Raw genomic sequence first — 23908 nt, forward strand, 5'->3', positions numbered from 1 at the left:
ACAAGGCCGATACGCCGCCAGGCATCTTATGCGCCAGCGCGGTCGAGCAGGTATTGGGTCAGCAGCGGAACCGGACGACCGGTTGCGCCTTTTTCCTTGCCGCCGCTCAGCCATGCAGTACCGGCGATGTCGAGGTGTGCCCAGTCATACGCCTTGGTGAAGCGCGACAGGAAGCAGGCTGCGGTGATGGTGCCGCCTTTCGGGCCGCCGATGTTGGCGATGTCGGCGAACGGGCTGTCCAGTTGCTCCTGATACTCGTCGAACAGCGGCAGTTGCCAGGCACGGTCGTCGGCCAGCTTGCCGGCGTCCAGCAGTTGATTGATCAGCACGTCGTTGTTGCCCAGCAGGCCGGACGTGTGGCCGCCCAGTGCAACCACGCAGGCGCCGGTCAGGGTCGCGATGTCGATGACTGCCTGCGGCTTGAAGCGCTCGGCGTAGGTCAGTGCATCGCACAGCACCAGACGGCCTTCGGCGTCGGTGTTGAGGATTTCGACGGTCTGGCCGCTCATGGTCTTGACGATATCGCCCGGACGGGTCGCGGTGCCGCTCGGCATGTTCTCGGCGCAGGCCAGGATGCAGACCAGGTTGATCGGCAGTTGCAGCTCAAGCACGGAGCGCAGGGTGCCGAACACGCTGGCTGCACCGCACATGTCGAACTTCATTTCGTCCATGCCCGCAGCCGGCTTGATGCTGATGCCGCCGGTGTCGAACGTGATGCCCTTGCCGACCAGCACGAAAGGTTTTTCGCTTTTCTTGCCGCCCTGGTAGTTCATGACGATCAGGCGCGGTGGCTGGGCGCTGCCCTGAGCCACAGCCAGGAACGAGCCCATGCCCAGTTCGGCCAGTTTCTTCTCGTCGTGTACTTCGACCTTGAGATTCTTGTGGGCCTTGCCCAAAGCCTTGGCCTCTTCGCCCAGGTAGGTCGGGTGGCAGATGTTTGGCGGCAGGTTACCCAGGTCGCGGGTAAAGGCCATACCCTTGGCGATGGCTTGGGCGTGGGTGGCTGCGCGCTCTACATCGGCGACGCTGGCCTTGGCGGTCAGCAGGGTGATTTTCTTCAGGGCGCGAGGTTCGGCTTTCTGGCTCTTGAAGCGGTCGAACACGTATTCGCCGTCAGCCAGGGTTTCGACCAGCAGGCGAGCCTTGCCGTAAGTGTCGCGATTTTTTACCGCGACCTGATCCAGAGCGATGGCTGCATCGCTGCCGCCCAGGCCCTTGAGGGTAGAGAGTACGCCGCTGATGACTTTCTTGAATTGACGGTCCGACAGCTCGGTTTCCTTGCCGATACCCACCAGCAGGACGCGCTCGGCCTTGAGGTTGGGCAGGCTGTGCAGCAGCAGGCTCTGGCCAACCTTGCCAGCCAGGTCGCCGCGCTTGAGAACGGCGGCAATGGCGCCTCCGCTGAGCGTGTCCACGCTTTGAGCCGCGGTGCCCAGAACGCGATTTTCGCCCACTGCAACCACCAGGGTGGCGGTCTTCAAGGTTTCTGGGCTTACGCTTTTAACAACCAATTCCATGTCGGGTCCCCGAATAGACTGCGAGCTTTCGCAAAATGAATGATGTGAGCGGCAAGTCGAGGCCTTGTGCAGCCGACGCCAGCGTCAAGCCTTGCAGTTTGACCCTGCTTTGCAGCCGCTGACAACCCCGAACAACCGCTCTTACGGTCCGTGTAGGAAGTTGTTGTGAGAACTATCCAGACCGCGCAGTGACAGGAACACTCAATCACAGGATAATGCCGCATATTTTTTGGCGGCTCGCACCTTTGCCGGGTGTGAATGTCTGGTTGCCGTGGCTCATTTTCCCTTGTTCGGCTGCCTGAGCCTGACAACTCTGGAGTGTCTGGTTTGATTGTCTTCCGTTATCTGTCCCGAGAAGTGCTGGTCACCTTGAGCGCGGTAAGCGCTGTATTGCTGGTGATCATCATGAGCGGGCGCTTCATCAAGTATCTGGCCCAGGCTGCTTCGGGTGCGCTCGATCCGGGCGTACTGTTCCTGATCATGGGCTTCCGTCTGCCGGGCTTCCTGCAGTTGATCCTGCCGTTGGGGCTGTTCCTCGGCATTCTGCTGGCGTATGGCCGTCTGTATCTGGAAAGCGAAATGACTGTGCTCTCCGCTACCGGCATGAGCCAGCAGCGTCTGCTCGCTATCACCATGGCACCGGCTGGCGTCGTGGCGCTGCTGGTTGCCTGGCTGAGCTTCAGCCTCGCGCCGCAAGGTGCAACCCAGTTCTCGCTGCTGATCAACAAGCAGGATGCGATGACCGAGTTCGACACCCTGGTGCCGGGGCGTTTTCAGGCGTTGCGCGACGGTTCACGGATTACCTACACCCAGGAACTGTCCGAGGACCGCACCAACCTGAGTGGTGTGTTCATTTCCGAGCGGCGCATTTCCACCGACAAGACCAAAGAGCCGAGCATTACCGTGCTGGTGGCCGACAAGGGGCACCAGGAAGTGCGTGCTGACGGCAGCCGTTTCCTGATCCTTGAAAACGGCTACCGCTACGACGGTAATCCAGGCCAGGCCGATTATCGTGCGATCAAGTACGACACCTATGGTGCGATGCTGCCCAAGCCTGAAATCAGCGAGGACGTCACCGACCGTGAAGCCATTCCCACCAGCGAGCTGATCGGCAACGACACGCCACGCTACCGGGCCGAGTTGCAATGGCGTATCTCGCTGCCGATCCTGGTCTTCATCGTGACCCTGATGGCCGTGCCGCTGGCACGGGTCAATCCTCGCCAAGGGCGCTATCTGAAGCTGCTGCCGGCAATTCTGCTTTACATGTCCTACCTGACCATCCTGATTGCCGTGCGCGGCGCCCTGGAGAAAGGCAAGCTGCCGATCGGCCTGGGCATGTGGTGGGTCCACGGGATTTTCCTGTTGATAGGCATGGCGTTGATTTACTGGGAGCCATTGCGGCTGAAAATGGCGAGTCGCCGTAGCGTAGCGGAGGTGGCTCGTGGTTAAGCTCGATCGATACATTGGTAAAAGCGTATTCCTGGCGATCATGGCGGTGCTGGGGATCATTCTGGGGCTGGCATCGCTGTTCGCCTTCATCGACGAGATGGGCGATATCAGTGACAGCTACACCCTGATGGATGCTGGCAGCTTCGTCCTCATGACCGCCCCGCGGCGGGTCTACGACATGCTGCCGATGGCCGCCCTGATCGGTTGCCTGATCGGTCTGGGTACCCTGGCCAGCAGCAGCGAACTGACCATCATGCGGGCCGCCGGTGTGTCCATTGCACGCATCGTCTGGGCCGTCATGAAGCCCATGCTGTTCCTTATGGCTGCCGGTGTGCTGGTGGGTGAGTATGTTGCGCCCTACGCTGAAAACCAGGCTCAGGCCGCTCGTTCGCTGGCTCAGGGCAGCGGCGACTCCCAGAGTGCCAAGCATGGCTTGTGGCACCGTCAGGGCGATGAGTTCATCCACATCAACACGGTTCAACCCAACGGGCTGATGTATGGCGTGACGCGCTATCGTTTCGATGAGCAGCACCACATGCTGACGTCGAGCTTCGCCAGACAGGCCAACTACATGACCGATTACTGGGAGCTGAAAGACGTCAGCACCACGTATTTCCGTGATGGCAGCACCGAAGTCATCAAGACGCCGGTGGAGCGTTGGGAAGTCTCCCTCAGCCCGCAACTGCTGAGCACGGTCATCATGCCGCCCGAGTCGTTGTCGATTTCCGGTCTGTGGAGCTATGCCCACTATCTGGCGGATCAGGGCCTGAGCAATGGCCGTTACTGGCTGGCGTTCTGGACCAAGGTCCTGCAGCCGCTGGTGACGGTGGCGCTGGTGCTGATGGCAATCTCGTTCATCTTCGGCCCGCTGCGTTCCGTGACCCTGGGGCAGCGTGTCTTCACGGGTGTGCTGGTAGGCTTTACCTTCCGTATTATTCAGGACCTGCTGGGCCCGTCGAGCCTGGTGTTCGGCTTCTCGCCGCTGTTCGCGGTGCTGGTGCCGGCAGCCGCCTGTGCCCTGGCGGGTGTGCTGTTGCTTCGCCGCGCAGGATGATCATCCAGTGAGTTGAAAAAGCCGACCTCGAGTCGGCTTTTTCATGGGCGCTATTTCTGTTTGGGGACCTTTACCAGCAGGGTGCCGGAGTACATGTCATGCCAGGTACGCTGCTGCTTGTCGAACAGGCACCAGACAAAGCCCAGCCCCAGGCACAGCCACGAAGCGATGGACACGATAAAACGCAGCAGCGCCTGCATCAGGCTGATGGCGGTGCCGTCGGCGTTCTGTACGCGAATGCCCCATACCTGCATGCCCAGCGTCTGGCCGCCATGGGTCCAGAACTTGGCGAAGAAACCGAAGGTGACCAGCAGGAGAATAGAGGAGAGCAGAGGGTCGCCATCCAGCGAGCCGGATTCGGACAGAACGCGCAGTCTGGCCTCTCCGATGAAAGCCATCAGCACCAGCTTGTAGACGAAGGCGGTAACCAGTTGCAGAGCGAAGCAGAGGAAGGCGTCGTAACAGATGGCTGCCAGACGTCGAGCAAGGCCAGCGGGGGCGAAATCGCCTTGCGGTCGAAGCAGGTGTTTGGACATCGCGAAGCTCTCGATTACGGTCAAGACCGCATCTTACGAAATCGCGTCCATAAAAAAGCCCCTGAGATCAATAAAATCAGGGGCTTTTCGGGCTTTGGTTATTAACCTTCGGCCTGTACTTCATCAGCCTGCATGCCTTTTTGGCCCTGCACGGCGACGAAGGTCACTTTCTGGCCTTCTTTCAGGCTCTTGAAGCCGTTACCTTGAATTGCGCGGAAATGTACGAACAGATCCGGACCGCTTTCTGGAGTGATAAAACCAAAACCTTTTTCGTCGTTGAACCACTTGACGGTGCCGCTCTGACGTTGGGACATTTTCTTATTTCCTTGACGCTTGAATTGGTGACAGCCTCTTTCACACGAAAGAGTACTGGGGCTGGTTGCAAGAAGTAAGAAACGTAGAACGGGATGTAGCAACGCTTTGAGCTACTGCCCAGGTCCAGATTCAGCGACCTATGCAAACACAGTCAGGAAACTCTACGCCAACTCTCGTTACAAAAACAAGCCCCGCTTTGCCCCTTGTTTTCATGCTCGTCAGAGAGCTGCAGGGATCTTTCAGTCAGGGTTTAAAACTGCCCGTTTATGGACCGTTTGTGCACTTTGTCGGGGCATTTTTTCGACGACAAAACCCCTGTTGCGCGGCTCTGTGAAAGAACCATGCAACAGGGCAATTGTGCCGTGAATAATTGCTGTTTTTTTGACGCTGTTTTCAGCCGCGGAAGTAACGTTGCGCAACAAAAGGCATTTTGCTTACCAGCATCGGGACTTTCTTGCCGCGTACCACTGCCCAGACTGGCGTATCCAGCGCAGTGAAGTGGCTGTCCAGATAGCCCATCGCCAAGGGGCCGCCCAGTGTCGGACCAAAACCGCCACTGCAAACGCTGCCGATTGTCTGGCCTTCCGCATCGACGATTTCGGTGCCTTCACGCACCGGCGTACGTTCCTGCGGCAACAGGCCGACACGTTTTTTTTCTACGCCGGCTTGCTGCTGGACGAATATTTTTTCGGCACCGGGGAATCCGCCGGCACGAATACCTTCGGCGCGCCGTGCCTTGGAAACGGCCCACAACAGGCTGGCTTCGACGGGGGATGTCTCGACATTCATGTCGTGGCCGTACAGGCACAGACCGGCTTCCAGGCGTAGCGAGTCACGCGCCCCCAGGCCGATTGGAGCCACTTCCGGCTCGTCCAGCAGGCGACGCGCCAAGGCTTCGGCCTGTGCGGCCGGAACCGAAATTTCATAACCGTCTTCGCCGGTGTAGCCCGAGCGGCTGACATAGCACTCGCTGCCCTGCAGCGTGACACGGGTGAACTGCATGAACGTCATGCTTGCCACTTGCGGAGCCAGGCGTGCGAGCACGGTAGCCGCTTGCGGACCTTGCAGGGCGAGCAGGGCGCGTTCTTCAAACAGGGGTTCTATGGCGCAGTGCGAAGCCAGATGCTTGCGCAGGTGCGCCAGGTCTTCGTTCTTGCAGGCGGCATTGACCACCAGCATCAGTTGATCGTTGCCCAGGTTGGCAACCATCAGGTCATCGAGGATGCCGCCGTTTTCGTTGGTGAACATTGCATAGCGCTGCATGCCGACCGGCAGGTCGATGATGTCCACCGGGACCAGGGTTTCCAGTGCCTGCGCGGCGCCTGCACCGGTCAGAAGAATCTGGCCCATGTGCGAGACATCGAACAGACCGGCTTTTTCACGGGTATGCAGGTGTTCTTTCATGACGCCGGCCGGGTATTGCACGGGCATGTCATAACCGGCGAAGGGCACCATTTTGGCGCCGAGTTCGCGGTGCAGGGCGTGTAGCGGTGTGGTCAGCAATTGTTCTGTCGGCATGATGGGTTCCGTATACAAGAGAAGGCCTTCGCGAATGAGTTCGCCTCTACAGCAAGAGCGTTCTTCGCGAAGGCTGGGCGATCACGCCTCTTGGTAGCTTTCGATGGACGGGCAGGCGCAGACCAGATTGCGGTCGCCGAACACGTTGTCGACACGGCCCACAGGTGGCCAGTATTTGCCTTCGATCAGCGACTCGACCGGGTACACGGCCTGCTCGCGGCTGTACGGATGGCTCCATTGACCGGCGATTTCCGCAGCAGTGTGCGGCGCGTTTTTCAGCGGGTTGTCATCCTTGTCCAGGGTGCCGTTTTCGACAGCGTGGATTTCCTCGCGGATCTTGATCATGGCCTCGCAGAAACGATCCAGTTCTTCCTTGGATTCGCTCTCGGTCGGCTCGATCATCAGGGTGCCGGCCACCGGGAACGACATGGTCGGTGCGTGGAAGCCGAAGTCGATCAGGCGCTTGGCGACGTCATCGACGCTGATGCCACTGGTTTCCTTGAGCGGGCGCAGGTCCAGGATGCATTCGTGGGCCACCAGACCGTTGCTGCCGGTGTAGAGCACCGGGTAATGATCTTCCAGGCGACGGGAGATGTAGTTGGCGTTGAGGATCGCCAGTTGCGAAGCGCGCTTGAGGCCTTCGCCGCCCATCATGCGAATGTACATCCAAGTGATGGGCAGAATGCTCGCGCTGCCGAACGGTGCTGCGCAGACTGCGCCTTCCTTGCGCTCCATCTGGCCGTGGCCGGGCAGGAACGGTGTCAGGTGCGACTTCACGCCAATCGGGCCGACGCCCGGGCCGCCACCGCCATGGGGAATGCAGAAGGTCTTGTGCAGGTTCAGGTGCGAAACGTCGCCGCCGAACTTGCCTGGTGCGCAGAGGCCGACCATGGCATTCATGTTGGCGCCGTCGATGTAAACCTGGCCGCCGTTGTCATGGATGATGCCGCAGATTTCACGGATGCCTTCTTCAAACACGCCATGGGTCGACGGGTAGGTGATCATCAGGGCCGCGAGTTGATCGCGATGCTCGACGGCCTTGGCGCGCAGGTCTTCGATATCGACGTTGCCGCGTGCGTCGCAGGCGGTCACTACCACGCGCATGCCGGCCATGTGGGCGGTGGCCGGGTTGGTGCCGTGGGCGGACGACGGAATCAGGCAGATGTCGCGGGCTTCATCGCCACGGCTCTGGTGGTAGGCACGGATCGCCAGCAGGCCGGCGTATTCACCCTGAGAGCCCGCGTTGGGTTGCAGGGAAATGGCATCGTAGCCGGTGGCGGCGCAGAGCATCGTTTCCAGTTCGCTGGTCAGTTGCTGGTAACCGGCGCTTTGCTCGGCTGGCGCGAACGGGTGCAGGTTGCCGAACTCGGCCCAGGTGACCGGGATCATTTCGCTGGCAGCATTGAGCTTCATGGTGCAGGAGCCTAGCGGAATCATGGTGCGGTCCAGCGCCAGATCCTTGTCGGCCAGCTTGCGCAGGTAACGCATCAGCTCGGTTTCGGAGTGATAGCGATTGAAGACCGGATGGCTGAGGATCGCCGATTGACGCGCCAGGGCCTTGGGCAGATACGACTTGGCACTGGAAGCCAGGGTTGCGAAGTCCGGCAGGGTCTGACCGTCGGCAGCAAAGATCGTCCACAGGGTTTCGACCGCCGACTGCGAGGTGGTTTCGTCGAAGGACAGGCCCAGGTATTCGGCGTTGATTTCACGCAGGTTGATATGGTGTGCGCGTGCCTTGGTGTGCAGCGAGGCGGTCTTGGCGCCGGTGTTTATGGTCAGACTGTCGAAGAAGAATTCCTGCTCGATTTTCAGACCCAGTTGGCTCAGGCCTTCTGCGAAGATCGCAGTCATGCGATGCACGCGGTTGGCGATTTGCGTCAGGCCGGCAGGCCCGTGGTAGACGGCATACATGCTGGCGATGTTGGCCAGCAGCACTTGTGCGGTGCAGATGTTGCTGGTGGCTTTCTCGCGACGGATATGTTGCTCGCGGGTCTGCATGGCCAGACGCAGTGCCTGCTTGCCATGGCGATCCACCGAGACACCGACCAGACGGCCCGGCATGTCACGCTTGAACGCATCGCGGGTGGAGAAGTACGCCGCATGCGGGCCACCGAAGCCCAGCGGCACGCCGAAACGCTGGGCGCTGCCGATGGCTACGTCTGCGCCGAATTCGCCCGGTGGCGTCAGCAGGGTCAGGGCCAGCAGGTCGGCGGCCACCGCCACCAGCGCGTTGGCGCTGTGGAAGCGTTCGATCAGTTCGCGGTAATCGAACACATCGCCATTGCTGGCCGGGTATTGCAGCAGCGCACCGAAGTAGTCGCTGACATCGCCCAGTTCTGCTTCATCGGCCACCACGACGGTAATGCCCAATGGCTCGGCGCGGGTGCGCAGCACGTCCAGGGTTTGTGGATGGCAGTGGGCCGAAGCGAAGAAGTGCTGGCTGCTTTTGTTCTTGCTCAGGCGCTTGCAGAAGGTCATGGCCTCCGCAGCGGCGGTGGCTTCATCCAGCAGCGAGGCGTTGGCAATCGGCAGGCCGGTGAGGTCGCTGATCAGGGTCTGGAAGTTGAGCAGCGATTCCAGGCGGCCCTGGGAAATCTCTGGCTGATACGGCGTGTAAGCGGTGTACCAGGCCGGGTTTTCCAGTAGGTTGCGCAGGATCGGAGCCGGGGTGTGAGTGTTGTAGTAACCCTGGCCGATGTAGGTCTTGAACAACTGGTTCTTGCTGGCGATGGCCTTGATCGATGCCAGGGCATCGGCTTCGCTCTGGCCGGCGGGCAGGTTCAGGACGCTGGTGCCCTTGATGCTCTGCGGGATCACGCTTTCGCTCAGTGCCTCGATAGAGTCGAAGCCCAGGGTTTGCAGCATGGCCTGTTCGTCACTGGCGCGAGGGCCGATGTGGCGGGCAATGAATTCGTTGGCGGTATTCAGGTCAGTCATGGCTCGCTCCTCAGGCTTCGGCGTTGGCTTTGATCAGTCGGTCGTAGGCGTCCTGATCCAGCAGGCCGTTAATGGCATTGGCGTCTTGCGGGATGAAGCGAAAGAACCAGCCTGCGCCCAGCGCATCTTCGTTGACCAGTTCGGGGGTGCTGTCGAGTTCGGCGTTGACGGCGACCACCTCGCCATCCAGCGGCATATTGATGCTGCTGGCGGCTTTCACCGATTCCACGACCGAGACTTCGGCGTGTTGAGTGTAGGTCTGTAATTCCGGAAGTTGCACGTAAACCACGTCACCGAGGGATTCCTGTGCATAAGGCGTGATGCCTACCGTGACACTGCCATCGGCTTCGGCCCGCAGCCATTCGTGCTCAACGGTGAATCGCAACTCGCTCATAACAACTCCTCAAGGGTAAAAGCCAGCGGCGTGCGCTGGTGCTATGAGAAGCTGTTTTGCAAGTTTGCGGCCAATATAGAATTTGTCTTTTAAATCAATAGCTTAAATTATTTATGGAAAGAGGTTTTTTTCAGGGCTGTAGCGAAATCGATACAGTAGCGGAGGGCTGCAAAATCCTCATGGGATCAAAGCCTTGCTGGTGGGGGACTGGAAGGGTTTGGAATGAATTCGTTACGGTGTAGTGATTTTGTTACGGTTGTTCGTGAATGAATTCGCTCCCACAAGCAAATTCATTCGCGAAAAGGCCAGCCATTACTTCCCTATCCCATACTTGCGCAACCGGTGCGCAATCGCGGTATGGGAGGTGTTCAGCCGTGCCGCCAGTTGCCGGGTCGAGGGGTGATCGGCATAAAGCTTCTGCAATAGTTCGCGCTCGAAATCCTCTACGGCCTGTTCAAGGCTGCCGACTTCGCCATCGTTCTGGCGAGCGACAGCGGTACCTGCTATATCCAGATCGCCGATGTCCACCACTGTGCTTTCACTGATGGCCGCGGCGCGGAATATCACGTTCTGCAACTGACGCACATTGCCCGGCCAGCGGTTGCCCAGCAGGGCCGGATAGGTGCCGGTCGCCAGGCGGCATACCGGGCGCTGGATCTGGGTGCAGGCCTGTTCCATGAAGTAACGGGCCAGCAGCAGAATGTCCTGACCGCGCTCGCGAAGCGGCGGGACTTCCAGGTTCAGCACGTTCAGGCGATAGAACAGGTCTTCGCGAAAGGCGCCTTCGCTGACCATCTTTTCCAGGTCGCGGTGGGTGGCGCTGAGGATGCGCACGTTGACCCTGACTTCCCGATCCCCGCCAACCCGTCTGAAGCTGCCGTCGTTGAGAAAACGCAGCAGCTTGGCTTGCAGGTAAGGCGACATTTCGCCGATTTCATCCAGAAATACGGTGCCTTGGTTGGCCAGTTCCATCAGCCCTGGTTTGCCGCCACGCTGGGCGCCAGTGAACGCGCCGGGCGCATAACCGAACAATTCGCTTTCAGCCAGGTTTTCCGGGAGCGCCGCACAATTGAGCGCCAGAAAGGGCTCACCATGGCGAGCGCTGCTGGCGTGACAGGCTCGGGCGACCAGTTCCTTGCCGGTGCCGGTTTCGCCCTGAATCAGCAACGGCGCATCCAGCGCTGCGACTCGCTGGGCGCGGGTCTTGAGTATGCGAATGGCGGGAGATTCACCCAGCAGCGCATCGAAGCCTTCTGCATGGTCATGATGCAATGCCGACAGGCGCTCACCGATCCGGCTGGGCAGGTACAACGTCAGCAGGGCACCGGCTTCGGTGATGGGCGTGGCGTCCAGCAGCAAGGCTTCGCCATTGAGGGTGACTTCGCGCATGGGCAGGCGAAAACCGTTTTCCAGCAGCGTGGCCTGCAGGCTCGGGTCGGCGAACAGTTCACCGATGGGCTCGCCTTCAGGTTCGCGGCCTATCAACGCTATCAGCGCCGGGTTGGCCAACAGCACATGTCCGGCACTGTCCAGCGCCAGCACCGGGTCGGTCATGGCGGCGAGCAGGGCATCGAGTTGCAGGTGGCGGCGCTGGCCGGGGAGGATATCGACCACGGTGATCGCTTCGACGCCACGCACCCGGAACAACGCATCCTTGAGCTCTTCGAGCATCTGATGGCTCAGGGTCGGCGCATCGATGTAAACGTTGGGAGGCACCATCTCCACGGCATCGAGATTCAGATTGCGTCCACCCAGGATGGCCAGCACTTCCTGGGTGATACCGACGCGGTCGATGAAGCAGACATGGATACGCATGGGACGTTATGGCTTCTGGAGGGCGAAGAGGCGCAAGTATGCCTTGTGGGCCAAGGTTTTTCGCGAATGAATTCGCGAAGAAGGTTACTCCAGATGTTCCGGCTTGACCGGTTCACCCGGCCGGGCATTCAGCTTTTCGCGCACGTCCTTGAACATCCTGTCGTAGTCCTTGTGCAGGTCGATGGGCATTGCGGCGAGGTTGGGCAGGCCGTGTTTCATGCCGATGCGTCCCGCGTGATGGGCGAAGTTGAAGGCCAGATCCCTGGGTAACTGAAACTCTTCAGAGAAGGTCTTGCCGTTGATCTCGCCCTGCATGGTGAAGTGCATGCAGGTTCCTTCCTCGGGATCTTCACGCACTTCGTAATGGACATGAATGTCGTAGCTGAACCCTGAGCGTTGCAGGGCGGCGTGGGTGAGGTGCAGATGACCTGGCTCAAACATTGAGGTCGCTCCGTCAGAAATTGAAAGTGTACGGGTAGACCCCGGCATGTGTTCCGGGGTTCAGCACCATGAACAAGCACCTGACAGGATAGCCGGGTTGTTCTTTTGGGTTACTGATTCAGATCACGGGCAGGCTCGGGTCTGGACCACAGCCACATATTGCCCATCGCCATGCCCGCGATAGCGAGGTAGAGCCACCAGACATGGTTGAGCAGGCTCAGCATCACGATGGCGCACACCAGCATGCTGATGGTTGCGCTGATCTTGGCGCTGCGCGTGACCAGTCGGCCATTGCGCCAGTTGCGCAGGAGCGGGCCGAACACGCGATGGTTTTCCAGCCAGGCATTGAGGCGCGGCGAGCTGCGGGTCGCGGCCCAGGCGGCCAGCAGAATGAACTCGGTTGTCGGCAGGCCGGGGATGAATATGGCGGCAATGCCTATCCCCAGGCTGACGTAAGCGAGGATGCCAAACAGAAAGCGCGAAAGTCTGGAGCCGGGCGGTTTATAGGTCATGTTCACTACAGGCAGGTTCACAAAGCCCGGCCAGCTTAACAGCACCGGGCGTTTTTTCATGCCTGAACCTGTTCGCCCTGTGGCGCATGCGCGTAAGCGTGTTGCAACAGCACTGCGAAGCGCTCGAACGCCGCAATGGCGCCCCGATCCAGCTGTGCTTCTTCTTCGGCACTGAATGTCAGGCCGTCCAGAGTCCGGATAAAGGTTTTCCAGCCTTCGGCACGGCCACCGGCCGGTTCACCCAGATGCCGTGCACCAAAGCTTTCGCTGAGGTTCAGGGCGGCGGCACGCTTGATCAGGAAGGCCGCGCCCAGCTTCGAGCCTTCGGAGACGAACAGCCAGCCCAGGGCTTCGGCCTTGCCCGGATTCTGCACCGCGCCTGCGACGGATTGAGGGATGTCGGTGTTGAGGTCCGCGAGGTCGGCCCTGGCCTGTTCTGCACGGCAGCGGGCGGGCAGGTCGGCGACGATATGGATCAGCTCGGGGTCGTTGTAGAGGTTTTGCAGTTCCGCCTGGAAAAGGTACTGGGCAACGACAAAACGCTTGTAGCTGTCCAGGGTTTCAAAAGGCGCATTGGCCTTGACTGCCTTGTCGAGCCGCTCGTGGGGCGCATGGGTAATCTGGTTGAGACGCTGGGAACGCAGGGCAGGACGAGTCTGCTCGGTTGTCATCAGGTTCTTCCTTGCAAAATGAGAGGGCGTTGTTGAATAGACGAATGGCCAGCCCCCAAAGCGTAAAAAAAACACGCCGCCGATCAGGCTCGATGGCGTGTTTTTCACAAGGCTGGTGGTGGCTGGAATCAGATGTCCCAGACCAGATTGACGCTGAAGTTGCGGCCCGGCTGGGTCAGGCGATCCAGGTTGGCCGGCGCGGTAGCACCTGCTTCACCGACACCGTCGTAGCCGCGAACGTCATCCCAGAGCCAGTATTTCTTGTCGGTCAGGTTGTAGAGGCCGGCATTGACGGTGACGTCGTTCGTGACCTTGTAATAGCCGCTCAGATCCAGAATGCCGAAGCCCGGTGTGCGGAACTGTGAGGTCGAACCGTCCGGCTCATGGAATTCGCTGTCATCCACACGGTTCTTGCGTTTGACCAGTGTCCAGTTCAGCAGGCCTCCGTAGTTGCCCTGCTCGTAGCCCAGGCCGAAAACGCCGGTCAGTGGGTTGACGCTGTTGAGCGGTTCGCCCGTGTCGTTGTTGCGGCCCTGGGCGTAGGCAATCGAGCCCTGGGTGTAGAGGCCTTGCGGCGCGCCGAAGCTGTCCAGATTCAGGCGGCCCTTGATCTCGGCACCTTTGATGGTGGCGTGCTTGATGTTGTAGGACTGGAAGGTAAGTTCATCGTAACCGGCAGCCAGACCGTCTTCGTTGATGAAGTCGCGGTACTTGTTATAGAACACGGCGACATCGAACGAACCGGACTCGAAGCGGCCACGCAGTCCGGTTTCATAGCTCTTGCTCTTTTCCGGCTCCAGGTTCGGGTTGGGCTCGACCACATAACCGGTCGTGGTGTTTTCGAAGCTGCCGTACAAGGCCTTGGCCGACGGTGTGCGGAAACCTTCGGCGTACTGGCCGTACCAGGTGTATTCGTCGCTCAGGGCATAGGTCACGCCGAATTTGGGCGATACCCGGTCCCAGGTCCGGTCCTTGTTATTGCCGCCGCTTGGATCGTCCAGGCCTTCGGAATTGAGGAATTCCTCGGTCATCTTCGGCTTCAGGCGGGTGTAGTCGTAACGCAGGCCAGGCATGAAGGTCCAGTCGTTCCAGCTGATCTGGTCCTGGGCGAACAGCGCATAGCTGGTGATGGTCGGGTCCGGGAAGTCACTGGTCGGCACCGGGTTGTCGCTGGCCACGGGGCTGGTGGCTCCGGCCACGGTACAGGCACCGAGCACCCGCGCACAGATGGCACTGCCGGTCCGCAGACCGCTGACTTTCTGTTGCTTGAGCGTGGTGCCGTAAGTCAGTTCATGATGGGTATCGGCAATCGCGAAGGCCTTGTCGAACTGAGCATCGAAGATCCACTGTTTTTCCTGATAGAGCGTGTCGCGAGTGCGCAACAGGTCGCGGCTGAACGGGAAGTAGCGTTCCTCGGTGTTCTGCTCGGTCTTGGCGTTCTGGTAGTTCAGACTCCATTTGGCTTGGTCGGCCAGCAGGCTGTCGAGGGCGAAAGTGTGTTCGATGCCAAAGCGCTCGCGGGTGATGGTGTCGTTGGTGGAGCGACCGCGGTACATGCCAACCCCGACGCCGTTGCCGAACGGCCCGCCGACCGCGCTGAGCTGGTTGGTGTCGCGATCATCCTTGTACTTTTCGTAGGTCAGCGCCAGGCGCGAGTCGTTGGCGTAGTTCCAGCCTAGCTTGGCCAGCACATTCTTTGCGCGCTGGTCTTCCGGGTTGGCTTCGGTACGGGTCAGGCCGGTGCCGCTGGTACTGCCGTAGGATTCGGTTTCATGACCTTCGCGCTGGCTCAGGTGCAGCAGCGCGTCGAAATCACCCTGGCGACCGGCGACGGTGCCCGAGGTCAGCCAGCTTTCATCTGCCGAGCTGTAGCCGGTTTTCAGGCGCGCCCCGACGTCTTTGCCGGGTTTGATGATGTCTTCCGGGTCCAGGGTGTAGTAACTGACCACACCACCGATGGCGCTGCTGCCGTACAGCGCCGAGGCTGGGCCGCGCAGGATTTCGACGCGCTTGACGATTTCCGGGTCCACATAATTGCGGCGGGTCTGGGCGAAGGGACCGGTGAAGAAACTGTCCGGCACCTCGACGCCATCGACCTGGGTCAGCACCCGGTTTCCGTCGATGCCTCGAATGTTGTAGCCGGTGGTGCCGCCACGCTGGCCTGCGCCGCCCACCGAAACACCCGGTTCGTTGCGTACCAGATCGCGAATGTCATTGACGTTCTGGCGGTCCAGTTCGGCGCGGGTGTGCACGCTGACGGTGTTGGGAACCGAGGCGATGTCCTGCTCCTGACGTGTGGCGCTGACGGTGGTCTGTTCAAGAGCGATGACACCGGAGACGCGCTTTTCCAGCACGATGTTGTTGTCACCCAGATTGCGATAGCTCAGTTGACTACCCGACAGCAGGCGCTCCAGTGCCTGAGCGGGCTGCAGGTTGCCATTGGCGCCAGGGGAGACGACATTTTGCGCCAGGTCCGACGACATGCCGACCTGCCAGCCGGTGACGCGGCTGAACTCATTGAGCGCAGAAACCAGCGGTTGTCGGGTAATCGAGAACGTGTAAGTACCGGCAGCTCGTGCCTGTGGAGCGTTTTCGGTCGCGGCAATGGCGGGCATCGCCTGCATGCCGGCGCTGAAAACCGCCACGGTCAGCAGCGAAAGTGCGAATCGCTTGCGCGTGTGAGTGAACGAGGATGACATCTGTGGCGCTCCCTGACGTACTGCTGGTTATAGTGTTGTGCTTCTGATTGTTAATACGAATCAGTTGCATCGGCTATGACTAGACGAACGAGGGAGGACGAGCGCGTAAAAAAAGTTTTGTCGATCAGTTGATGAGTACAACGGCGGGCAATTCACGCACGTTGGCCGAGGTGATGTGCGCCAGTGAACGCACCACGTTCAGGGGATTATCCAGCTTGTAGTTGCCGGTCACGGTGATGCGATCCAGTGCCGGATTGGTGTTGATGATCCAGCCGGGGTAGTAGCGCCGCAGTTCTGCAAGCACTTCACCGAGCGGGCTGTTATCGAAGATCAGTCGACCCTGGACCCAGGCCAGGTCCTTGGCCGGGTCGAGCCTTTCCCGATGGCCAAAGCCCGATGGGCCGACACGCACGCTGTCGCCCGCACCGAGACTGACTCTGGAGTCGCCGCGTATGGCGCTGACGTCCACTGCGCCACGCTGGACCTGAACCCGTGCCTCGCCATCGAGGTAACGCACCGAAAACTCGGTGCTGTTGGCGCTCATGCGGATCGGGCCGGCTTCGATTTCCATCGGCACGTTCGGGTCGAGGGCCACGTTGAAATAGGCTTCTCCTCGATAAAGGTGTGCCACACGCTGGCCGTCGTCCAGGTGGCTGGAAAAGGCCGAATCGGTGTTGAGCAGGACTTTCGAGCCATCGGCCAGTTCTAGGCGCTGGCGTTCGCCAACCACGGTCAGGTGATCGGCCTGGATGCGCAGCGGCAGGTTGCTGAAGTTGAGCAGCCCCAACAGCAGAACGGCGGCCATCGCCACAGGCTTCCAGTGTGGCCGGACCCGCTGCCATGCCGAAGGCTTGCGCGGTGACTGTAAGGTCGCTGCCGCGTGTTGCACCGTTTGCGAGTTCCAGATGGCCTGTGCCTTCTCGAAGGCTTTGGCATGGGCTGGGTCGGCCAGCAGCCAGGCCTCGAAACGCTCCTGCTGCCCAGGGTCTGCGCCTTCCAGTTCGATCAGCCAGGTCAGGGCTTGATCCATTGCGCTGTCACTCAGTACATCCTGGGCAAGCGACTGCGGGCGTTCTGTTTTCACGGTGTTCCTCGGCTACTTCGGTTCGATCTGTTTGCATCAGTGCGGGGTAGCAGACTGCGGCAGCGTCCAGGCCCGGTCAAGCCAGGTCGAGTCTTGCCACGACTCCCACACAGATCGCCATGATCAGTTTCAGTTCTTTTTGTACGGTGCTTGCAGAGATGTCCAGTTGTTCGGCGATCTCCAGATAGCTGCATCCGTTAAGGCGGCTCAACGTGAATATTTTCTGTTGGCGCGGGCTGAGTTTACCCACAGTGGCACTGAGGCTTTCAAGCAGGCGCTTGGCGTGAGTAGCATCTTCGGGCGTGCTGAGTTGCGCGATGACACTTTCGACCTGCTCGGCGGGGGCATCTTCGACCAGAGTGCGGCCATGAATGCGACGCGAGCGCAAATGGTCCAGCGCCAGGTTGCGGGCGGTCTGGTAGACGAAGGGTTCCAGGTGATCTATCGGGCGTTCGGTCAGGGCGCGGGTGACCCGCAGCCAGGTTTCCTGCAGCAGGTCTTCGGCGGTGCTGTGATTGCCCACCATGCCTTGCAAGGTTCGCAACAGCACCTCGCGTTGAGCGACAAACACGTCATTGAAGTGCGATTGCGACACAGAAATACCTGACCGGGAAAATCAGTGGATGATAATGCTTATCATCCACATATTCGGTCAAGTCGGCTTTCTGTATTTTTCTTAATACTCGGCTGTTACTGCGCGTTGTGCAGCGCCAGGCAGTTGTCGAGCATGCGGTTGGAGAACGCCCACTCGTTGTCGTACCAGGCCAGTACCTTGAGCAGCTTGCCGCTGACCTTGGTGTGGTTGGCGTCGAAGATCGACGACAGCGGGTTATGGTTGAAGTCGTGAGAAACCAGCGGCAGGGTGTTGTAGCCCAGAATCCTGGAGTGCTGGCTGGCTTCCTTTAGCAGTGCGTTGACTTCGTCGGCGGTGGTTTCACGCTTGATATTGACGGTCAGGTCCACCAGGGAAACGTTGATCACCGGTACCCGCACGGCCATGCCGGTGAGCTTGCCCGCCAGTTCCGGCAGCACCAGACCCACCGCCTCGGCTGCGCCGGTCTTGCTCGGGATCATCGATTGAGTGGCCGAACGGGCGCGGTACGGATCGGTGTGATACACATCGATCAGGTTCTGGTCATTGGTGTAGGCGTGAATGGTGGTCATCAGGCCGCTTTCGATGCCCAGCTCGCGATGCAGCACCTGAGCGACCGGTGCCAGGCAGTTGGTGGTGCACGAAGCGCTGGAGATAATCTGATGCGATTGACGCAGGGTATCGTGGTTGACGCCGTATACGATGGTGGCGTCCGCGCCTTTGGCAGGAGCCGAAATAATCACTTTCCTGGCCCCGGCGGTGATGTGCGCGGCGGCTTTTTCGCGGTCGGTGAACAGACCGGTGCATTCAAAGACGACATCGATGTTCTGGGCTTTCCATGGCAACTCGGCAGGGTTGCGGATGGCGCTGACAGCGATACGGTCACCATTGACTGTCAGGCTTTCGCTGTCGCATTCGACGGTGCCGGCGAACGGGCCGTGAACTGTGTCGAAACGCAGCAGATGAGCGTTCATCTCGCTATTGCCCAGATCGTTGATAGCGACGACCTGCAGGTCTTGCCGGTAACCTTGGGTATAGAGTGCGCGTAGGACGTTACGGCCGATCCGGCCAAAACCGTTGATTGCAATGCGAATAGTCATACAGTCGTCCTTCAAGAATTGTTGTTGGAATTACAAGATTATTCTCATAAAAATAGAAAACAAGCATTTTTAGTGGCAATATTTTGTTTTATCTACAACTACAAGCCTGAAAGGCTGCTTCAGTTGATCGAGATCAGGTTTTTTGCGCCTTGGCGCAGCATCCCGATAGCTGGCATGGTCTTTACGGGTGACCATAGACGTTAGCCTGGAGTTCATCACATGCATCCCCGCATTCTTGAGGTAACCGAGCGTCTCATCGCTCGCAGTCGCGAAACCCGTCAGCGCTACCTTCAACTGATTCGCGGTGCAGCGAGCGACGGCCCGATGCGCGGCAAGCTGCAGTGCGCCAACTTTGCCCACGGTGTGGCCGGGTGCGGCACCGAGGACAAGCAGAACCTGCGCATGATGAACGCCGCCAACGTCGCAATTGTTTCTTCATATAACGACATGCTCTCGGCGCATCAACCGTACGAAGTCTTTCCTGCCCAGATCAAGCAGGCGTTGCGTGACATTGGTTCGGTCGGTCAGTTCGCGGGCGGCGTGCCAGCCATGTGCGATGGCGTGACCCAGGGCGAGCCGGGCATGGAACTGGCCATCGCCAGCCGTGAAGTGATCGCCATGTCCACAGCGGTGGCGCTGTCCCACAACATGTTCGATGCGGCATTGATGCTGGGCATCTGCGACAAGATCGTGCCGGGCCTGATGATGGGGGCGCTGCGTTTTGGCCATTTGCCGACCATCTTCGTACCCGGCGGGCCGATGGTTTCCGGTATTTCCAACAAGGAAAAGGCCGATGTGCGCCAGCGCTACGCCGAAGGCAAGGCGACCCGCGAACAACTGCTGGACTCGGAAATGAAGTCCTACCACGGCCCCGGCACCTGCACGTTCTACGGCACCGCCAATACCAACCAGTTGCTGATGGAAGTCATGGGCCTGCACCTGCCGGGCGCGTCGTTCGTCAACCCGGGCACTCCGCTGCGCGATGCGCTGACCGTCGAAGCCGCCCGGCAGGTCACCCGCCTGACCAAACAGAGTGGCGAGTTCATGCCTATCGGCGAAATCGTCGATGAGCGGGTGCTGGTCAACTCCATCGTGGCCCTGCACGCCACGGGTGGTTCCACCAACCACACCCTGCACATGCCGGCCATTGCACAGGCTGCCGGTATCCAGTTGACCTGGCAGGACATGGCCGACCTGTCGGAAGTCGTGCCGACCCTGAGCCACGTCTACCCCAACGGCAAGGCTGACATCAACCACTTCCAGGCTGCGGGCGGCATGTCGTTCCTGATTCGCGAATTGCTGGCGGCCGGTCTGCTCCATGAAGACGTCAACACCGTGGCAGGTCGTGGCCTGAGCCGCTACACCCAGGAGCCTTTCCTTGAGGATGGCAAGCTGGTCTGGCGCGAAGGTCCACTGCAGAGCCTGGACGAAAGCATTCTGCGCCCTGTGGCGCGTCCGTTTTCCCCTGAAGGCGGTCTGCGGGTCATGGAAGGCAATCTGGGACGCGGCGTGATGAAAGTCTCCGCCGTGGCGCCCGAGCATCAGATTGTCGAAGCTCCGGCCAGGGTTTTCCAGGATCAGCAGGATCTGGCCGACGCCTTCAAGGCCGGCGAACTGGAGCGGGATTTCGTGGCGGTGATGCGCTTCCAGGGGCCGCGCTCCAACGGCATGCCTGAGCTGCACAAGATGACGCCGTTCCTGGGCGTGCTTCAGGATCGCGGTTTCAAGGTTGCCCTGGTGACTGACGGTCGCATGTCCGGCGCCTCGGGCAAGATCCCGGCGGCAATTCATGTCTGCCCGGAAGCCTTTGATGGTGGCCCTTTGGCTCTTGTGCAGGATGGTGATGTGATTCGCGTCGATGGCGTAAAAGGCACGTTGCAAGTTCTGGTCGAAGCGTCAGAATTGGGAGCCAGACAACCGGCAGTCGGTCAGCTCGACAATGGTGTCGGCTGTGGCCGTGAACTGTTCGGCTTCATGCGCATGGCCTTCAGCTCGGCGGAGCAGGGTGCCAGCGCCTTTACTTCAAATCTGGAGACGCTCAAGTGAAATTGGCTCTGGTCGGTGATATTGGCGGCACCAATGCACGTTTTGCCATTTGGGAAGACGACAAGCTGCATTCGATCCGGGTATTCCCCACTGCCGATTATGCCGGGCCGGAACAAGCCATCGAGATCTATCTGCAGGACCTCGATCTGCAACGCGGTGATATCGGCTTCGTCTGTCTGGCCGTAGCCGGTCCGGTGGACGGCGATGAGTTCTATTTCACCAACAGCAACTGGCAACTGAGCCGCTCGACGTTCTGCGCCAACCTGAAGGTCGATGAGCTATTGCTGATCAACGACTTCACGGCCATGGCCCTGGGCATGACCCGCCTGCGTGACGATGAATACCTGACCATCTGCCACGGCATCGGCAAGCCGGATCGCCCGCGCGTGGTGGTCGGGCCGGGAACCGGGCTTGGAGTCGGGACTCTGATCAGCACCGGCGAAGGCCGCTGGATGGCCTTGCCCGGCGAGGGCGGTCATGTGGATCTGCCGATCGGTACGGCCCGTGAAGCCCTGTTGTGGACGCGGCTGATGGCCGAGCACGAGCATGTCAGTGCCGAGACGGTACTGAGCGGCGCAGGCCTGTTGCAGTTGTATCAGGTCAGTTGTGCGCTGGACGATATCGAGCCGGTACACAAGTCGCCTGCGGCCATTACCTCGGCGGCGCTGTCGGGTGATCCGGTGGCGGCCGGGGTTCTGGATCAGTTCTGTGTGTTTCTGGGCCGGGTGGTGGGCAATAACGTCCTCACGCTGGGTGGCCTGGGTGGGGTATATATCGTGGGTGGCGTGGTGCCACGCTTCGTCGACTTCTTCAGCAACAGCGGCTTCAAGCGCGCACTCGCTGAAAAAGGCGTGATGAGCGATTACTTCAAGGGCCTGCCGGTCTGGCTGGTCACTGCCGAATACCCGGGTTTGATGGGGGCAGGTGTCGCATTGCAACAGGCGTTTGGAAAGGATCTCTGATCCGCTTTTCCGCGCTGTATGTCACGGATGGCAACTCAATAAAAACAACGTCACTGTCAACAAGGACGATTCAATTTGAGCTCAGTCAGTAAATCGATTCTGTTGGTCGATGATGACCAGGAAATCCGTGAATTGCTGGATACCTACCTCAGCCGCGCCGGTTTTCAGGTGCGTACGGTGGGAGACGGCGCGGATTTTCGTCAGGCGTTCAACGAGGCTCCCAGCGACCTGCTGATCCTCGACGTCATGCTGCCCGATGAAGACGGCTTCAGCCTGTGCCGCTGGGTGCGTCAGCATCCGCGCCAGCCTCATGTACCTATCATCATGCTCACCGCCAGTTCCGACGAGGCCGACCGTATCATCGGTCTGGAGCTGGGGGCTGACGATTACCTGGGTAAACCTTTCAGCCCTCGTGAGTTGCAGGCCCGCATCAAGGCCTTGCTGCGTCGTGCGCAGTTCGGCCATGAGCGTTCCGGCAACGACGTGATGGTGTTCGATGAGTGGCGTCTGGATATGGTCAGCCATCGGCTGTTCCATAACGATGGCGAGGAAGTGATCCTCTCCGGTGCGGACTTCGCGTTGCTCAAGCTGTTCCTCGATAATCCCCAACAGATCCTGGACCGCGACACCATCGGCAACGCCACGCGCGGACGTGAGCTGATGCCGCTGGAGCGTATTGTCGACATGGCCGTCAGCCGTCTTCGTCAGCGTCTGCGCGATACCGGCAAGGCGCCGCGTCTGATACGCACCGTGCGCGGCAGTGGTTACCTTCTGGCGACGAATGTCAGTGTGCACGCCAGCAATGGCTACTGAAACGACCCTCTTGAAGTTGCGACGCCCAAGGCTGCCGCGTTCACTGCTGGGGCGGATGCTGTTGCTGACGTTGCTGGCGGTCTTGATGGCTCAGGCCTTGTCCAGCGTCATCTGGCTTTCCCAGTTGCGTGCCACGCAAATGGTCGGCCTGGTGACCAGCGCCCGCAGCCTGGCGTATTCCATGGCGGCCAGTGTCAGCTACTTTCGCTCGTTGCCTCTGGCCTATCGCCCGCTGGTGCTGGATCAATTGCGTAGCATGGGCGGTACGCGCTTTGTCGTATCGCTCAATGACCGTCCGCTGGACATGCAGATATTGCCGCCAACGCCTCGCAAGCAGGCGGTGTTGCAGGTCGTCGATGAAGTATTGCGCCAACACCTGGGCAACGATCCCGATATCGCCGTGTGGTTCGTGCGCCCCGATGACCTGCGGATTTTCAACAGCGGCCTGAAGCTCGATGAGCTGCCTCGTTCATGGGCGCATTACGCCCTGACCCTGGAACCGCTGGACCCACCCGTGCTGGTGACCCAGATTGAACTGGCCCCCGGCGAGTGGCTGTATATCGCCTCGCTGCTGCCTGAACCCTATACCTCGCTGGAAGAACAGGAACTGCCCTTGCAGCAGGTCTGGTTCATTGCCCTGACCAGTATTTTCCTGCTGGTCTTCATCGGTCTGCTGGTGCATTGGCAAAGCCGACCCCTCAAGCGTCTGGCGCGTGCGGCGCGGGACATGTCCCTGGGCGCTGACGTCGAGCCGGTGGTCGAAGGCGGTGGCAGCGAAGTGGTGGAAGTCAGCCGGGCCTTCAACGCCATGCGCAACCGGATCAGCCGTTACCTGACCGAGCGCGGCCAGTTGTTCAGTGCCATTTCCCATGACCTGCGTACGCCCATTACCCGCTTGCGGTTGCGGGTTGAACTGCTGGAAGACGAGAAATTGCAGACCAAGTTCAGCCGCGATCTCGATGAGCTTGAGCTGCTGGTCAAGGGCGCATTGCAATGCGTGAAGGACACCGACATTCACGAGAATATCGAGCAGGTGGATCTCAATCACTTGCTCGAGTGCCTGATCGAGCCTTACCTGCGAGACGGGCGTGTCACCCAGAAGGGCGTGGCAGAAGCGGCTTACCCCGGCAAGCCGCTGGCGCTCAAGCGGTGCATCGGCAACCTGATCGATAACGCCATCAAATACGGGTACCGGGCGCATCTGAAAGTTGAAGACAACGACCTGGCGTTCGTCCTGCACGTGGATGACGAAGGGCCGGGCGTGCCGGAAAAGCGGCTCGAACATGTCTTCGAGCCGCATTTTCGTCTGGCCGGCAGCCAGCAACAGGGCTACGGCCTCGGCCTGGGCATCGCCCGCAATATCGCCCACAGCCATGGAGGCGAAGTCAGCCTGCAGAACCTGCGTGAGGGCGGATTGCGGGTGACACTGTTTTTGCCTCGGTCAGTGGATTGA

The 23908-nt window shown here is 60.0% G+C and carries 20 protein-coding genes; 6 read left to right on the forward strand and 14 right to left on the reverse strand.

The genetic code is table 11. The features are described from left to right. Window positions 1–26: 26 nt before the first annotated feature. A complete protein-coding gene (locus KGD89_RS05180; protein ID WP_025258747.1) occupies window positions 27–1517 on the reverse strand; it encodes a leucyl aminopeptidase in 1491 nt (496 codons plus the stop codon). Between the two features lie 327 nt (window positions 1518–1844). Here KGD89_RS05180 and lptF point away from each other — a divergent pair, with 327 nt between their 5' ends. After that, window positions 1845–2966, forward strand: coding sequence for an LPS export ABC transporter permease LptF (lptF, locus tag KGD89_RS05185; RefSeq protein ID WP_025258748.1), 1122 nt, complete (start codon window positions 1845–1847; stop codon window positions 2964–2966). Beyond that, window positions 2959–4020, forward strand: a complete 1062-nt coding sequence (lptG, locus tag KGD89_RS05190) for an LPS export ABC transporter permease LptG (protein ID WP_025258749.1) — start codon at window positions 2959–2961, stop codon at window positions 4018–4020. Before lptF ends, lptG begins: the two co-directional genes overlap by 8 nt. Window positions 4021–4070: 50 nt before the next feature. On the opposite strand, the gene KGD89_RS05195 is transcribed toward lptG, so the two are convergent. From KGD89_RS05195 to gap, 13 genes are all read right to left on the reverse strand, one after another. Beyond that, entirely contained in the window at window positions 4071–4556 is a 486-nt protein-coding gene (locus KGD89_RS05195) for an RDD family protein (protein ID WP_025258750.1), read from the reverse strand. A gap of 101 nt (window positions 4557–4657) precedes the next feature. Beyond that, entirely contained in the window at window positions 4658–4870 is a 213-nt protein-coding gene (locus KGD89_RS05200) for a cold-shock protein (protein WP_007934683.1), read from the reverse strand. A gap of 394 nt (window positions 4871–5264) precedes the next feature. Beyond that, complete coding sequence (gcvT, locus tag KGD89_RS05205; protein ID WP_025258751.1) at window positions 5265–6389, reverse strand: glycine cleavage system aminomethyltransferase GcvT; 1125 nt, start codon at window positions 6387–6389, stop codon at window positions 5265–5267. A gap of 81 nt (window positions 6390–6470) precedes the next feature. Then, window positions 6471–9326: an aminomethyl-transferring glycine dehydrogenase gene (gene gcvP, locus KGD89_RS05210; RefSeq protein WP_025258752.1), complete on the reverse strand. Its 2856-nt coding sequence runs from the start codon at window positions 9324–9326 to the stop codon at window positions 6471–6473. Between the two features lie 10 nt (window positions 9327–9336). Then, window positions 9337–9720: a glycine cleavage system protein GcvH gene (gcvH, locus tag KGD89_RS05215; RefSeq protein WP_025258753.1), complete on the reverse strand. Its 384-nt coding sequence runs from the start codon at window positions 9718–9720 to the stop codon at window positions 9337–9339. A gap of 312 nt (window positions 9721–10032) precedes the next feature. Continuing rightward, window positions 10033–11535 carry a sigma-54-dependent transcriptional regulator gene (locus KGD89_RS05220; protein WP_025258754.1) on the reverse strand — a complete coding sequence of 501 codons (1503 nt, stop codon included), beginning with the start codon at window positions 11533–11535 and terminating at the stop codon, window positions 10033–10035. 84 nt (window positions 11536–11619) lie between these two features. Beyond that, the gene (locus KGD89_RS05225) at window positions 11620–11976 is read right to left on the reverse strand and encodes a DUF5064 family protein (protein ID WP_025258755.1); all 357 of its coding nucleotides are present in this window, start codon (window positions 11974–11976) and stop codon (window positions 11620–11622) included. Between the two features lie 110 nt (window positions 11977–12086). Then, on the reverse strand, window positions 12087–12548 hold the full coding sequence (locus KGD89_RS05230; protein WP_025258756.1) for a YbaN family protein: 462 nt from the start codon (window positions 12546–12548) through the stop codon (window positions 12087–12089). After that, window positions 12545–13159 carry a biliverdin-producing heme oxygenase gene (locus KGD89_RS05235; protein WP_025258757.1) on the reverse strand — a complete coding sequence of 205 codons (615 nt, stop codon included), beginning with the start codon at window positions 13157–13159 and terminating at the stop codon, window positions 12545–12547. The genes KGD89_RS05230 and KGD89_RS05235 overlap by 4 nt, the downstream gene beginning before the upstream one ends. A 128-nt stretch (window positions 13160–13287) precedes the next feature. Then, window positions 13288–15858, reverse strand: coding sequence for a TonB-dependent receptor (locus KGD89_RS05240; RefSeq protein ID WP_025258758.1), 2571 nt, complete (start codon window positions 15856–15858; stop codon window positions 13288–13290). A gap of 124 nt (window positions 15859–15982) precedes the next feature. After that, window positions 15983–16888, reverse strand: coding sequence for a FecR family protein (locus KGD89_RS05245; RefSeq protein WP_025258759.1), 906 nt, complete (start codon window positions 16886–16888; stop codon window positions 15983–15985). A gap of 130 nt (window positions 16889–17018) precedes the next feature. Then, a complete protein-coding gene (locus KGD89_RS05250; protein WP_025258760.1) occupies window positions 17019–17537 on the reverse strand; it encodes an RNA polymerase sigma factor in 519 nt (172 codons plus the stop codon). Between the two features lie 95 nt (window positions 17538–17632). After that, complete coding sequence (gap, locus tag KGD89_RS05255) at window positions 17633–18634, reverse strand: type I glyceraldehyde-3-phosphate dehydrogenase (protein WP_025258761.1); 1002 nt, start codon at window positions 18632–18634, stop codon at window positions 17633–17635. A 219-nt stretch (window positions 18635–18853) separates the two neighbouring features. Here gap and edd point away from each other — a divergent pair, with 219 nt between their 5' ends. The 4 genes from edd (at window position 18854) to KGD89_RS05275 (ending at window position 23908) form a co-directional block, all read left to right on the forward strand. Then, the gene (gene edd, locus KGD89_RS05260; protein WP_025258762.1) at window positions 18854–20680 is read left to right on the forward strand and encodes a phosphogluconate dehydratase; all 1827 of its coding nucleotides are present in this window, start codon (window positions 18854–18856) and stop codon (window positions 20678–20680) included. Then, window positions 20677–21642, forward strand: a complete 966-nt coding sequence (locus tag KGD89_RS05265) for a glucokinase (RefSeq protein WP_025258763.1) — start codon at window positions 20677–20679, stop codon at window positions 21640–21642. Before edd ends, KGD89_RS05265 begins: the two co-directional genes overlap by 4 nt. A 75-nt stretch (window positions 21643–21717) precedes the next feature. Next, the gene (locus KGD89_RS05270) at window positions 21718–22455 is read left to right on the forward strand and encodes a response regulator (RefSeq protein WP_025258764.1); all 738 of its coding nucleotides are present in this window, start codon (window positions 21718–21720) and stop codon (window positions 22453–22455) included. Next, on the forward strand, window positions 22445–23908 hold the full coding sequence (locus KGD89_RS05275) for an ATP-binding protein (protein WP_122321847.1): 1464 nt from the start codon (window positions 22445–22447) through the stop codon (window positions 23906–23908). Before KGD89_RS05270 ends, KGD89_RS05275 begins: the two co-directional genes overlap by 11 nt.

The sequence above is a fragment of the Pseudomonas cichorii genome (assembly GCF_018343775.1).
Classification (GTDB): Bacteria; Pseudomonadota; Gammaproteobacteria; order Pseudomonadales; family Pseudomonadaceae; genus Aquipseudomonas; species Aquipseudomonas cichorii.

Coding starts and splice junctions, on each gene's coding strand:
- KGD89_RS05195 (WP_025258750.1), bottom strand. CDS start 4,556: ATGTCCAAACACCTGCTTCGACCGCAAGGCGATTTCGCCCCCGCTGGC.
- KGD89_RS05275 (WP_122321847.1), top strand. CDS start 22,445: ATGGCTACTGAAACGACCCTCTTGAAGTTGCGACGCCCAAGGCTGCCG.
- KGD89_RS05220 (WP_025258754.1), bottom strand. CDS start 11,535: ATGCGTATCCATGTCTGCTTCATCGACCGCGTCGGTATCACCCAGGAA.
- gcvT (WP_025258751.1), bottom strand. CDS start 6,389: ATGCCGACAGAACAATTGCTGACCACACCGCTACACGCCCTGCACCGC.
- KGD89_RS05245 (WP_025258759.1), bottom strand. CDS start 16,888: ATGGATCAAGCCCTGACCTGGCTGATCGAACTGGAAGGCGCAGACCCT.
- gcvP (WP_025258752.1), bottom strand. CDS start 9,326: ATGACTGACCTGAATACCGCCAACGAATTCATTGCCCGCCACATCGGC.
- KGD89_RS05230 (WP_025258756.1), bottom strand. CDS start 12,548: ATGAAAAAACGCCCGGTGCTGTTAAGCTGGCCGGGCTTTGTGAACCTG.
- KGD89_RS05200 (WP_007934683.1), bottom strand. CDS start 4,870: ATGTCCCAACGTCAGAGCGGCACCGTCAAGTGGTTCAACGACGAAAAA.
- gap (WP_025258761.1), bottom strand. CDS start 18,634: ATGACTATTCGCATTGCAATCAACGGTTTTGGCCGGATCGGCCGTAAC.
- KGD89_RS05235 (WP_025258757.1), bottom strand. CDS start 13,159: ATGACAACCGAGCAGACTCGTCCTGCCCTGCGTTCCCAGCGTCTCAAC.
- KGD89_RS05225 (WP_025258755.1), bottom strand. CDS start 11,976: ATGTTTGAGCCAGGTCATCTGCACCTCACCCACGCCGCCCTGCAACGC.
- edd (WP_025258762.1), top strand. CDS start 18,854: ATGCATCCCCGCATTCTTGAGGTAACCGAGCGTCTCATCGCTCGCAGT.
- KGD89_RS05180 (WP_025258747.1), bottom strand. CDS start 1,517: ATGGAATTGGTTGTTAAAAGCGTAAGCCCAGAAACCTTGAAGACCGCC.
- gcvH (WP_025258753.1), bottom strand. CDS start 9,720: ATGAGCGAGTTGCGATTCACCGTTGAGCACGAATGGCTGCGGGCCGAA.
- KGD89_RS05240 (WP_025258758.1), bottom strand. CDS start 15,858: ATGTCATCCTCGTTCACTCACACGCGCAAGCGATTCGCACTTTCGCTG.